The following is a 13,847-nucleotide window of genomic DNA, read 5'->3' as shown; positions in this document are numbered from 1 at the left end:
CTGAATCCAAACCTGCACGTTGAAACACGCCCCCACATAACAAAAGGAATTTCTACAGTTAATATTTGAATTTTTGTCATTCCAAGCGAAATTACTGGAATTTCTCCTGCTATTTTCTCGTTTCTGCAGCGAATTGTCACATTCCCCCAGAAATAATAGGAGTTTTTCCTGTTAAACCGCATTCAACGCCTTCTACCCGAAAATAACGGGACTTTTTCCCGATAATACTTATACAAATACAAGCTCACATCCCTCCACCAGTCCCTTAGTCCCTTAGTCCCTTAGTTCCTTAGTTCCTTAGTTCCTTAGTTCCTTAGCCTCGAACGCACTACTAGACAAGCAATCTATCGTTTCGCATGAAATTCAAAAAAATCCCCGAGCTCGAAGCAGACGGAAACTACCGCCAGTTCGAATCGGGGATTGCTTTCATTTGTAATGAGAAAGAGAACAGCTAGCTATGCTCGATAAGCTCGATCCATTCATTGTATTCCGTCTGCAGCTTCGAATACTCCAGCTTCAGCTTCTGATGCTCTTCGACCAGACGCTCATGCTCCTGCGACAGCTGCTCAGCGGCACGAGCTGCCTCGTCGCGCTCCGTCGCTAGCTGAACCGAATGTCCGTTCAGCTCTTCCTTGCGCTCGGATGCGGAGGCTACCTCCAGCATCGCGCGGGCAAGCTCATCGCGCAGCGATTCCTCTTCGGCTTCCTGCGCCAGCTTCTCGCGTACCAGTCTCTCCGCTTCCGATGCAGCACGTTCGGCTTGCTCCCGCTGCTCGCGCAACTGCTCGCTTAGCTCGCGTTCACGCGCCTCGGCCGCTTCGAGCTGCTGCGAAGCGATACGCTCGCGAGCCGCGGTCACTTCAAGCTGCTCGACAAGTTCTAGCTCGCGGCTGCCGATCTCGTCAAGCTCCTTGCGTATCGCCGCTTCGTTCGCGGCCGCCTGATCGGCACGCTCCTGCAGCGACTCCAGCTCGCTTTCGAGACGTTCAAGCCTTGCCTCCAGCTCGCGCGTCTGCTTCTCGTAGTCATGGCGCTGCTGATACAGCTGCTCCTCCGACATGGCTTGCAGCTGTTCGACCTTCTCGCTGCTGTCCGCTTGGAGCTGCAAATAGCGTTCGCTTGCCTCTACGCTTAGCTGCTTCAACCGCTGTTCGTAATCCAGCTTCATCGCGCTTTCGCGAGTCAGTAGCTCCTCTTGCAACGCTTGAAGGCCAGCCGCATGCTGCGCCTTCAAGCGCTCCATGCTCTCCTCAAGTTCGATCTGGGAGGCAAGCTGCTGCTCTTCCAATTGCTCCTTGCTTCTTGCCTTCAGCTCTTCAAGCGTCTTCTCGAAGCTTCTTCGCTCACCCTCAAGCTCCGATTGCCACGCATGACGCTGCTCCTCAAGCTCTGCCTGCGCACGAAGCCTGAGCTCCTCTGCCTCGTCACGCGCAGCTTGTACTGCCTGCTCGAGCTCAATCCGCAGATTAAGGTGCTTCTCTTCCTGCTCGCGAACAGTTGCTTCCAGCTTCTCCTTATATTCCGCTTCAGCAGCGGCCAATCCGGCGTTTAATGCCTGTTGCGCATCCCGCTGCTGCTGCTCTAGCGCCGCAGCATGACGCTGCGCGAGCTCTTCGTTCTCAAGCTGCTGTTCCAGCAGTTCCTCTTCCAACTGCGATCGTTGCTCCTCCAACTGGTTCACCTTGCCCGTTACCTGCTGATGCTGCTCGCTTAACGAAGCCAGCTGTCCCGCCGCAGCCTCAGTCTGCTTTTGCGCTTCGGCTAGCGCAATACGCTGTTCCTCCAGCTCGCTCTCCGTCTGCCGAAGCTGCGCAACCGCATTTTCGCTCTTCGCTTGAAGCTCGGCAAGCTCTGCTCGAGCCTCCTCCAATTGGCCGTCACGATCCGCGCTTTCCTGTTCCAGCTTCGCGTACGATGCGCGGAATGCCTCTTCCTGCTCCATCGCCTGGCCGATCTGCTCGTCGGCTAATGCGATCCGTCGCTCCATCGCTTGCTTGTCCGCATCCCAGCCCTGCTGCAGCTCGGCAACTTGCGCTTGAAGCCTTGCGCGCTCTTCAAGCCAGCCGTTCCTGCGGCGCTCCAGATCGGAGCGGAACGTTTGCTCCGCCTTCGCAGCCTCGTCCTTCCAAGCCTGCTCCTGCTCGGCCGCCAGCCGCTCGCGTTCGGCCGAAGCAGCAGCCGATTCGGCCAGCCAGTTCTGTTCGCGCTCAACCCACTTGCTCTGCCACTGCTCCGCCAGCGCAACAAGCTCGGCCGACTTCTCATTCACAATCGCGCTAATCTGCTCTTCCTTGACTAGTTCAAGCTCCAGCAGCGCTTCTTCCTTCGCTTGAACAAGATCGGTCAGCTCCTCTTCCTTGATTCGCCGAAGCTCAGCAAGCTCTTCATCCTTTACCCGTTTAAGCTCGGCTCGCTCCTCGTCCTTGGAGCGAGCCAGCGCCGACAGCTGCTCTTCTTTCTCGAATCCAAGCGCGGCCAGCTTTGCTTCAACCTCCGACTGCAGCGCCGCGAGGCTTGCTTCCTTCTCGTTCAACAGCTCGGACCAATGACCGTCCTTAGCAGCAGCTAATGCGGCCAGCTGCTCCTCCTTCTCCAGCAGGAGGGAGGCAAGCTGCTCTGCCTGCTCCTCCTTCAACCTGGCCAGCTCCGCGCGCTGCGCCTCGCTTGCTTCCTTCATCGATTGCTCATGCGCTTTCGCTTGCTCCGCGGCAAGCTCCAGCATGCTTGCCATCTCCGCATCGGCTGCAGCCTTCGCTGCCTGAAGCTGCTCCCGCGCCTGCTGCTTCAACTCGACCAGCTCGGTTTGCAGTTTACCTGCTTGCACCATCGACTGCTCCAATTGCTGCGTGACGAGAACCAGCTTCGCTTCCTCCTCCACCAGTCGAGCGTTATCGCGGCGGAGACGGAACACCTCCTCCGTGATCTGCACCGCGGACAGAACGGCCAGCTTCGGCATATCAAGGCGCGGGTAACCCTTCGCAAGCTTCTTCATGCTATCGTCGATCGCACTCGCGACGCGCTTCATGTACTCAACGTTCGTATGTCCTTTGAGCTTGTATTGGACTCCATATATATCAACTGTAACTACGGTTTGTTCAACATCCATCTTGGCGAATCCTCCCATTGTCCAAGTCGCTTCGCATGAGGTTATTCATACCCGTTTCGACTCCGCCTAATAAACGGCTGGCATACGGATACCGGGTGCACGATAAGCGCCATATAAAGATGGAAAATCCTTCTTCATACAAGCCAATATGTGCATAATAAAGCCGCATCGAAGCTCACTAGGAACTATTTCGATGCGGCTTTAAAGGTTTCCTGCCTACTTGCGCAATTCCGCTGCAAAAGATTGTTCTAATTTCGCGACAACCTGTTCATGCAGCGCCGTTACCTCTTCATCGGTCAATGTCCGCTCGCCGTGGCGGTACACAAGCGACAGCGCAATGCTCTTCTTGCCCGCGCCAACCTTCTCGCCGGTGAACACGTCGAACACCTTCACCGACTCCAGCAATTGCCCTGCCGTGCTCCGCGCCGTCTCCGTCAGATCGCCTGCGGCTACATCCTGAGATACGACAACGGCGATGTCGCGTCCGATTGCCGGATATCGGGGTAGCGACTTGTATTCGATGTCGGAGCTCGCCAGATCATAGAGCGTATCCAGACCGATCTCCAGCACATACGTATCGGCAAGATCGGCTTCCAACTGAAGCGCAGGATGCAATTGGCCGACGTAGCCGATAATTTCCGAGCCTTTAGAAGTTGCGATGCGCACAGCGGCCGTGCGGCCCGGGTGGAAGTGCTCCGGCTGAGCCGCTTCGTACGTTACGCTTCCCGATACGCCGAGCACAGAGAATATCGTCTCAAGAATGCCTTTCGCATCGTAAAAATCAACCACGGCCGCTTTCTGATTCCATTGCGATTCCGTGCGGTTTCCGGTCAGCAGCGCAGCGAAGCGATGCTTCTCTTGCGGCAGGCGGGTCAATTGCTCTTCGTCGGTGTGGTAAACGCTGCCGATCTCGAACAACGATGCCGATTCGTTCTTGCGGTTGCGGTTATAAGCCGCCGTCTCCAATAATTGCGCGATCAGCGTCGTCCGCAGCACGCTGCGATCCTCGCTCATCGGCATCGATAGGCGAACAGCCTTCGATCCGCCAACTAGGCTCGGGAACAGCTTCGTACGCTCGGGACCCGTGAACGAGTAGCTCACGACTTCATGCAAGCCCGCGTCCGTCAACCGCTTGCGCAGCTCGCGGCGGATCGCTTGCGGCTTCGTTAGCGCTCCCGGAGTGACATCGCCGTGAATAGGCGTCGTCGGAATATTATCGTACCCGTGCAAACGGGCTACTTCTTCGATCAGATCGACGGAGCGCGTAATATCGCCGCGGCGCGTAGGCACTTGAACCGTGAAAACGCCGGCCTCGGAATACGTGTATGCGAAGTGAAGACGGCCGAATATCGTTTTCACCTCGAGATCCGACAGCTCCGTTCCGAGGTAGCCGTTGATTTTGTCCAGAGACACTTCAACGGAAGCAGGCTCGGCTGCCTTCACTTGCGCTTGAACGATGCCTTCCAGCACCAATCCGGCGCCAAGCTCCGCCATTAATGCCGCAGCGCGGTCGAGCGCCGGAATAACGCGAGCCGGATCGACTTCCTTCTCGAAGCGAATGCTCGATTCCGAGCGAAGGCCAAGCTGGCGCGAAGTCTTGCGAATCGTTCCGCCGTCGAACTTAGCCGACTCCAGCAAAATATTAACCGTCTTCTCCGTTACCTCCGTGCTTGCCCCGCCCATGACGCCGGCAAGCGCAATCGGCTGCTTGCCGTCGGTTATGACGAGCATATGCGGCTCCAAGCGGCGCTCTTGGTCATCAAGCGTAACGAGCGTCTCGCCTTCACGGGCAAGGCGCACGTCGATGCGTCCGCCAGGAATGAGGTCGGCGTCGAATGCATGCAGCGGCTGACCGTACTCCAGCATCACGAAGTTCGTTACGTCAACGATATTGTTGATCGGTCGCACGCCTGCGGCGATCAATCGATTTTGCAGCCATAGCGGGGACGGTCCGATCTTAACGCCTTTAATATATCTAGCCGAATAATGCGAGCATAGATCGGCTTCGCTTATGCTGACCGTAACATGATTGGCCGTAGTATCCGTTGTATGGTTGACTGTCGTATTCGGCAAGCGGACCTCGCGGCCGGTCAAAGCTCCGATCTCGTACGCTACGCCCAGCATGCTGAGGCAATCCGAACGGTTCGGCGTCAGGTCAAGCTCCAGCACCTCGTCGTTGATGCCGAGCACATCGGCGATAGGAGCGCCGATGTGCGTCGATTCCGGCAATACGAGTATGCCTTCCTGCTGATCCTTCGGTAGCAGCTTGTCGTTCAGACCCAGCTCCTTCGCCGAGCAGATCATGCCTTGCGACTCAACGCCGCGCAGCTTCGCGCGCTTGATTTTGAAATCGTCCGGAAGCACCGCGCCGACAACGGCCACAGGCACGCGTTGACCGGCATCGACGTTTTTGGCGCCGCATACGATCTGAAGCTCCTCGCCAGTGCCGACATCGACCTTGCACACGTTCAGCTTATCCGCGTCCGGGTGCTTCTCCTTCGACTTGACGTAACCGACGACAACGCCGGTAACTCCCTTGTTGCGCGACTCCACGCCATCGATTTCGATGCCGCCGCGCGTCATTTTCTCCGCAAGCTCTTCGGCCTTCAGGCCTGTAAGCTCGATATATTCATTCAACCATTGATAAGAAACTTTCATATTGGTCCCGCTCCTCTCTCTTCGTCACATTCTCGCAAATTGGCCTAGGAAACGCAGATCGTTCGTATAGAAATGACGAATGTCGTCAATGCCGTACTTCAGCAGCGCGATACGCTCTACGCCCATGCCGAATGCGAAGCCGCTAACCTCTTCCGGATCGTAGCCGCCCATCTCGAGCACGCGCGGATGAACCATGCCGCAGCCGAGAATTTCGAGCCAACCCGTCTGCTTGCACATCCGGCAGCCGTTGCCTCCGCATTGAACGCAAGTAACGTCAACCTCGGCGCTTGGCTCCGTGAACGGGAAGAAGCTCGGACGAAGCCGAATTTGCGCTTGCTCGCCGAACATTTGCTGCACGAATTGAAGCAGCGTGCCCTTCAAGTCGCTCATTCGAATGTTGCGGCCGATAACAAGCCCTTCGATCTGATTGAATTGGAACGAGTGGGTCGCGTCGTCGTCGTCGCGGCGATACACCTTGCCAGGGCAAATGACTTTTATCGGCGCGCCTTTGCTTTCTTTCATCGTCCGGACTTGAACAGGCGATGTGTGCGTACGCATCAAGATGTCGTCCGTGATATAGAACGAATCCTGCATGTCGCGCGCGGGGTGATTTTTCGGCAAGTTAAGCGCCTCGAAGTTGTAATAATCCGTCTCGACCTCTGGACCTTCTGCAATCGAATAACCAAGGCCGATGAATACGTCCTCGATTTCTTGAGCTACCTTGTTAAGCGGATGCACCGAGCCTGTCGGCAGCGCTTTGCCCGGCAAAGTCACGTCGATCGTCTCCGCACGAAGACGGTTATTCGTCTCCTCCTGCTGGAACGTCTCTTGCTTCTGTTCGATTACCGCTTCAATCGCGGCGCGGACGTCGTTCGCCACTTGACCGATAATCGGACGTTCTTCGGCGCTTAGGCCGCCCATTCCGCGCAAAATTTCCGTCAATGCGCCCTTCTTGCCCAAATACTTGACGCGCAAGTCGTTCAGCGTTTGCGGGTTTTGAACTTGCTCAAGCTCCGCAAGCGCTTCTATGCGCAGTCCTTCCAATCTTTCCTTCATCGTAATCGCCTCCGTTTGTGTACTACCATCCAGCCGCTTTGCGGGCATAAAAAAAGGCCCTCTCTCCCCGAAGGGACGAAAGAACCGTGGTACCACCCTAATTCGGACTACCGCCAAATAACCGGCATGCAATCCCTTATCCCATAACGGCGGGAACCGGACACTCCCTACTCGCGCGCTCTCCGGGCACAACCGACGAGGCGTTTCAGGCGTCTGCTCAAGAGTGAACTTCGGCAGCCTAATTTCACGTAGACGCTCTCAATCCATGACGTCTACTCCCTGTGCGAAAGCACTGCTTACTTTTCTCCATCATCGCTTTCATGCGATATAAAATATTAATCTTTATTATATGCAATAAGCCGAGCGGTTGCAACTGGATTGTCATGCACGATACAATAGCGCAGCTGGCTTATCCTAACTGTCTATCCGCATCATCATCTCTTCGAGCAGCCTAATGCGGGCGAATGAAGCGCGAAGCAATCCGATCCCGATCTCCGGATACAACCGAATGAGCCGCTCTACTTGATCGCCGAGCAGCTTCAGCACGCGAACGTCGCCGAGCAGCGATTGCGCCGTAACCGACGAAGCCGTGCCGTCGAGCGCGGATGTGACGCCGCACACGTCGCCCGTTCCAAGCACGCCGATCGTCCCTTCCCAGCCTGCAGCAGAGACGCTAGTAAGCTCGACATTGCCGTCGACGATGACATACATCGCCGGATTCGGTTCGCCGCGCTGCAAGAGCGGCGAATCGTCCGGGAATTGCTGCTCGACGGAAATATTGGCGATAAGTCCGAGCTCCTCCAACGACAAGTCCGCAAAATAAGGAACCTGCCGCAAAAACACGACTTTACTCAACCGGCTCATCGTTTGTTGGTCGCTCATGATCTCTTGTTCCCCCTCGGCCGCCCGTGTCGAAATCGACTCATGATCGGACGTTCCGACATTTAACGCGCCGGCAGCGATTTCCCGCCACCAGTCGTCCCGCGAAGCGAGCGCCCGCTTAAGCAGCGCAATAGCGGCTTCGCCGTCATTCACTTCGTTGGCTTCGTCGCTCTCTTCATGCGTTGACACCATGAGCTGCGACAGCCTTCTGTCTCCTATGCCTTCCGCAAGCACTTCCCAAGCATTGCTTCGGATTTCTTCGTCGGCATTGTCTACCGCCCGCTTGATCGTATCTACGACCTGTTCGTCGGCAAGCGTTGAAAGCACGCTCCACGCACCGTCGTAGACGAATGCGCGAACCTCGCTGTAACGCAGCTCCGCAAGCGCGGCCAGCTTATTGTTCCCTAGGTGCTTAAGCGCCGGCGAGAAGTTGGCCGCAATATGCAATTGGCTGATCCGGACAAGAACGTCCTCGATCAATATGGAGCGCACCTGCTCCTCGGGCAGCAGAACAGCCAATGCCGATACGGTCGCCTTCCATCGCTTCGAAGAAGCATCAGGCAAACTTGCCATCAGCGGCTCTATCGCCCCGCCGCCCATATGAATAAAGCTCTGCGTCGTTGCCTTAAGCATCTCTTGGTCCATAAGCGGCAGCTTCTCCAACAGCTTAGGGATGATAGGGGTATAACCAAGCTCTCCAAGGCATTCGATGGCCGCTACACGGGACGCCGGATGCCCTTCCTCTACAAGTCTCTCCACCTTCGGAATGAACGAATGCAGCCCCAGCTCCGCGATGACCGGGCATATATACACGGACGTTTCGTCGCCTTGATCCAATATCCGGTCGATCACCTCGGCGCAAGCCTCGACGCTTGGCTCGTTATTGAAGGTGTACATGGCCCTGACCGCTTCGGCGACGACGCTCGGATGACGATCCAATAGCTTTTGCCTTAGAAAATAAAACGCTTGATGCTCCAGATGCTTCATTCTCGCAATCTGGCGCACTCCCTCCGCCCTCATCTCGTCGTCGGGATCTTCAAGGAAAGCGGCGACCTTCGCCATCGCGCCGAGATCCGCCTTCTCCAGGTTCATCGCTCTAACCGCGGCAACGCGAATCCTTGGACTCGGATCATCCATCATTCCAAGCAGCTCATCGGCATCGCGAGGATCTTGCATCCGGCCAATGATTTGAAGCGCGATTTCTCTTGCCGAGTCGTCCTTATGACGAAGCATGCGCCTTACTTCCGACATCGCTGCGGGATTACCGACGAACTCCTCGAAGGATTCGGCAAAATCCTGTTCGCCGATCGACTGAACGCTGCTCACAAGCTCATTCATATAATGGCGTCTTCCAAGCCACGCCAGCACGAACAGCAGCACCGCTACGGCAAATCCGACAATCGATAATGCCGTCCATGACAGATGCAAGCCCGAATGAAGGAACAGCAATCCCGCTCCGGTCAGGATACCGGCCGAAGCCGCGATGCCCTGCGCCGCATATCTGTAGCTGTCCCTTTGCGTAAGCGGCAGCGTTTTGAAAAACAACTGATAGGAAGGCTCGGCCCAGTAATAATAGAGCAGATAGATTAGTATGTAACCTAACGAAACGAAAGGCAGCGCTGCTGCCCCGCCGATAAAGATCGAAGCCGCACCGAATGAAATAACGTTGACGGCGGCAATCGCCGTCAGCATTTTGCTGGCGCCGAATCTCGCCATCAGCTTGCCCGACACGATCTGCAGCAGGAAAGCGAGCATATACAGCACCATCGTAATCATGCCGAAGTAACGGCTGAACGCTTGCTCGTCCGGATAAGCGTGTTTGGTTACGATCAGAAGCTCGTACTCGATCAAGAAATACAATGCCGGCATAAGCGACATGATGAAGATGACGATTAATAAGAACGGCGAACGCAGCGCATGCTTGAACACCGTTCCGGTCGAGACCGTCTCTTCCTCTTCCCGGTCCGACTCGATCTTAAGCGATAAAGGAACGAGATATTGCGTAATGACTTTGTTGTAATTGCCCCATGATGCAAGCAGAAACGCGGCTCCTGCCGCATAAATAACGGCAGGACCGAACGCAAGGCTGATCAATTGAGCAAGCAGTCCGGCGGCAATGCCGCCAAGCGTTGTCGCTCCGATGAATACCGGCATAAGCCGCTTGGCCTGCTGGGTTGAACATAAATCGACGGCAAGGCCCCATAACAGAATCGTCTGCTGCCTCACGACAAAGTTGGACAATATGAACATCGCGGGATAAAACCATTTGAATTCTACGCCAAGGCTCTCAAAGCTCATTAAAATGATAGAATTGACAACGACGATGCCAATCATCGTCCCGAACATGACCCGCATCAGCTTCGGCTTCGACAGCTTACCGGCAAGCCAAGACAGCAGCCATGCCTCCAAGGGCAATAGAATCGCTTCTGCTACGTACACATAAGTTAAATAGTCGCTGCCGAACCGCTGATTGAACAGAGCCATAAATCCGTTGTAATTCAGCGTCTCCGCTATTCCGCAAATGAAGAACACGGGCGCCATCATGAACAGCTTCCGGTAATCTTCAGGCCGTGAACCAACGGCTCGCAACAGTTGAACGGCTCTCATAGAGATTAAACCGTCTTCCGGCTGTGGTTCACACGGAGATCCTCTTCTGCATCATTCTCCTGGTCTCTGCCGATTCTATTAACGATCCATACTATTTTTGCGATATTTTCATTGTAGGTTAGTCTATCGGTTCGCAAATGCTCTACCGCCATTATAGTTGTTCCTCTCCTCCACTGTCTGATTATACCGCTAGTGTGCCATTCCAGCCTTCGACAGCGCCTCTTTGGTAATATTCATCGCACAAATAGAAGTAGAGCTTCGCCGCTTTGTCGAAGCGGTTCACCTTAATGACTTCGATAAAAGTTTCCCTCGCATCAAAGAAGCGCCCCTCTTGGCAGAGCGTAATGCCTCTCTCGAACATCGCTTTCGTCCGCTCCTTCAGCGCGCGAACCGAGTCCGAATCCCCCTCGAATACATCCACCAGCTCAAGAGGCTCATCCTTGCCGTCGATTCTGACCCGGCCAAGCATGCGGTGACGGAACCGTTCAGGCGATCTCAATTGGTCAAAAAAAGTTCGGGTAACGAGTATCGATGCGCCTATCGTATCGGACATCCTCTCAAGCGTCGCCGTAATGTTCACGTCATCGGAGATGACATTCCCCTCCATCCGCTGCTCCTCGCCCACTATCCCCAGCATAAGCGGCCCCTTGTGGATAGCCATTCCCATATCCACAGGCGAGTGTCCCGCCGCTTGCAAGCTGTCATTGAACGAAGACAATTCTCTGCGAATCGCTACGGCCGCGCGCAGCGCATCGTCCGAACGCGCAGGGAACAGCGCCATGAAGCCTGCTCCCAAATATTTGCTTATGAGCCCTTCCTCCTTGCGAACGAACGGGCTAAACCGTTTCAAAAACGAGTTCATAAAATCGAAATTTTGCTTGGGCGTCAATTGTTTGGACAATTGATTGAAGGAGCGAATATTCGCGACCATGACCGCCATATTTTGCTGAACCTGATCCCCGAGATGAATATCGGTAATGCCTTTTTTGCCTAAGTATTTAAAAAACTGCTGCGGAACGAATCGATGCGACGCTTCGCTGAACGATGTAATGTCTTTGATATAAGTACGGATATGATGCGCCATCCGATTGAACTGCTCTCCCAGATCGCCCACCTCATCCTGCGCGCGTATATGGACCTTAACGTCCCAATTGCCGTTAGCCATTTCCATTACGCTCCTGCGGAGCTTGCGAAGCGACGAGAGCAAATAATAAGTAACAGCCAGTACAAGCACGATAACGCCGATGCTGATATAGCCAATATTGCGCATGACGCTGTTATAGATCGTTTGGTTCGCCTGATAAAGGACGTTCATGTCCCTGCCTGTCTCGTATATGCCTACAAGCTTGCCTGTTGAATCGTAGATCGGTCCGATTGCGTAAAGCCATTTTCCCGTGCCGTCTTCCCATCTGCCCGATACGATCGCGCCCGTCTTGACGACCTGCTGGTCCGCCTCCTCGAGCTGGAACGGCTTATACATATTGACGCCGTCATCGTCGTCCATCATGATGAACATTTCACCGTTCTCGTATTTGTACAGCGTGCTGTATAAACCTTTGCGAGTCGCCGCATCCTCGCTTTCAAAGAGAAAGTTCATCTTCTTGCTGACCGCCTGATAGTCCTCGTTCATGTAGTCTCTTGGCGATGTCAGCCGGTTCAACTGGTCGCCGTTAATGATGTTCTGACCATTGCGTGCCAAGAGCGAAAGCTGCCGCCGCATCTCTTCCTCCATGCGGGAAGAGAAGCTGTCATAGATGAAATTGGAAAGCAGCACCATCGCAATTACGAGAATCGGAACGATAGCGAATATTTGCTTAAAAAACAATGAAATTCGGCGATTAAGCCAGTATATGTATATCAAGCGCACTATTAGTGCCATAGCAATGATAAATAAGGCCGCAGCCGACCAGGTAAGCCAGCCCATCCAGATCGACGAGCGATTATAGATCAAACTCGTTATAGCTTCGGTATTGGTTTTGTCTGCGCTTATGCTCAATATCCGGTCATCGAGCGCCATTTTCAAACCGCCGCCGGCATCTATCGCAACATCCATGATTTCGAGATTTTCGGCATCCGGCGCCAACTCTGCGAGGACAGTCTCGTCAATTTCCGTGCGCAAATTGCTGGAATCCGCAGCTTTCATGCTCGTCACCGCGTTTAAGAGTCTATCGACAAAATAAAGTCTTCCGTTCTCGTGCAGCAGCAGCCTCTCGGGAAAGTTTTTGCGCGTACGGTCCATCGTTTCGAGTGGATAGACTAGCTTGCTTCCGCCGTCCTTCTCCACTTTGAAAATAGCGCCGCGCTTGGACGAATAGTAGATTTCACCCGGCTCGTACCCGACGATCTCGGACATATATCGATCCTTCGGCATATCGAAATTCAATAGCTGTTCCGGCCCGCCGCCAGCTGCCGGTATGCGTTGAAGCGTAATTCGGCTCTCCTCGTCAACATAAAAGTAGACGGAATCTCCGCTCACCTGAAGACCTTTAATCTGCCCGACGCGCTTATTCGTCCCGTTGCCCTTGAACGTGTATAGCGTCTTACCGGTCGAACCGCCGGGCAAATATTGAATAATCCGCTCTTCCTGCACGTACAGACCATAACCGTCCAGCACCGTATCAAGGACATACATCGTGCCGTCGGCAGCTGTCGCTATATCGGTGTAATCATGCCTTGCGCCGCTGTCCAGACTTTGGAGAAGCTGCTCCTTCATCTCGCCTTTGTCGCCGATCCGAATAATTTCCTGCCTGGAATCGCCGATCACGTCCAAGCTTCCATCGGGCCCTGCAGACGCGCGCGACAAATAGGATAGAGACGTTTCCTTCGTATATGGCAAAGCCTTGAGCTGGTCTATATTCGGATAGATCCAGAACCCAAGCCCTACGGCTATTAAGAGCAACAACAGAATCCCCAAACCGGACTTTCGCATGCGCACCATCGCTTTCGACCTGCATATTTTTTCTATTTCTATAGTACTACATGATACGTATTTTTACATCCCTTTCCTTCCGCGCAACGAATCGAATATTCCCGAATTTCGCAGGTTTATGTTGATGGGCTTGGGCGGCGTATAGTACTATTATAATAGTATAAAATGGGAGAAGCGATTTACTGAATCGATAGATTCGCTCCTCGCGGAAAGGAACGTTATGGGACAACTCGTATGCGGCGGAGCCATGCTGAAATGCTCTTTCGGAGCCGCTCCAGGCATGTTGACCGTCTTGCCTCAGAACATGGTTACGACGTCAATGCCTATTGCCAACATTATGGACAACAAGCCTATGGTTAATATTACCCCCTTCGGCATGTGTTCATCGATGGCCAATCCCATGGTTGCCTCGGCAACGGCGGCTGCATTCGGCGCCTTGACCCCTATGCCATGCATTCCGGTAACAGCCGCCCCATGGGCGCCCGGTTCGCCTACGGTACTGGTTGCGAATATGCCCGCGCTGAACAATTCATCCAAATGCATGTGCAATTGGGGTGGAATTATTGAAGTCGTTAATCCTGGCCAAGTAACGATACAGGTGCCTTAGCC

General features: G+C 54.4%; 6 protein-coding genes. 1 reads left to right on the top strand and 5 read right to left on the bottom strand.

The features are described 5' to 3' along the window. Nucleotides 1–451 precede the first annotated feature (451 nt). The 5 genes from J2T14_RS16240 to J2T14_RS16220 all read right to left on the bottom strand — a co-directional run bounded on the left by J2T14_RS16240 (nt 452) and on the right by J2T14_RS16220 (nt 13,247). Nucleotides 452–3,106: a cell division protein ZapA gene (locus J2T14_RS16240; protein ID WP_307472380.1), complete on the bottom strand. Its 2,655-nt coding sequence runs from the start codon at nt 3,104–3,106 to the stop codon at nt 452–454. 216 nt (nt 3,107–3,322) lie between these two features. Continuing rightward, on the bottom strand, nt 3,323–5,764 hold the full coding sequence (gene pheT / locus J2T14_RS16235) for a phenylalanine--tRNA ligase subunit beta (protein WP_307472378.1): 2,442 nt from the start codon (nt 5,762–5,764) through the stop codon (nt 3,323–3,325). 24 nt (nt 5,765–5,788) lie between these two features. Further along, complete coding sequence (gene pheS / locus J2T14_RS16230; RefSeq protein WP_307472376.1) at nt 5,789–6,820, bottom strand: phenylalanine--tRNA ligase subunit alpha; 1,032 nt, start codon at nt 6,818–6,820, stop codon at nt 5,789–5,791. A 414-nt stretch (nt 6,821–7,234) separates the two neighbouring features. Continuing rightward, a complete protein-coding gene (locus J2T14_RS16225; RefSeq protein ID WP_307472373.1) occupies nt 7,235–10,309 on the bottom strand; it encodes a HEAT repeat domain-containing protein in 3,075 nt (1,024 codons plus the stop codon). A 181-nt stretch (nt 10,310–10,490) separates the two neighbouring features. After that, nucleotides 10,491–13,247, bottom strand: coding sequence for an adenylate/guanylate cyclase domain-containing protein (locus J2T14_RS16220; RefSeq protein WP_307472371.1), 2,757 nt, complete (start codon nt 13,245–13,247; stop codon nt 10,491–10,493). 211 nt (nt 13,248–13,458) lie between these two features. Here J2T14_RS16220 and J2T14_RS16215 point away from each other — a divergent pair, with 211 nt between their 5' ends. Continuing rightward, a complete protein-coding gene (locus tag J2T14_RS16215; RefSeq protein WP_307200536.1) occupies nt 13,459–13,845 on the top strand; it encodes a DUF4280 domain-containing protein in 387 nt (128 codons plus the stop codon). The last annotated feature ends 2 nt before the right edge of the window (nt 13,846–13,847 follow it).

The organism is Paenibacillus harenae (genome assembly GCF_030812415.1).
GTDB lineage: Bacteria > Bacillota > Bacilli > Paenibacillales > Paenibacillaceae > Pristimantibacillus > Pristimantibacillus harenae_A.
This window is presented reverse-complemented; position numbering and strand designations above follow the sequence as displayed.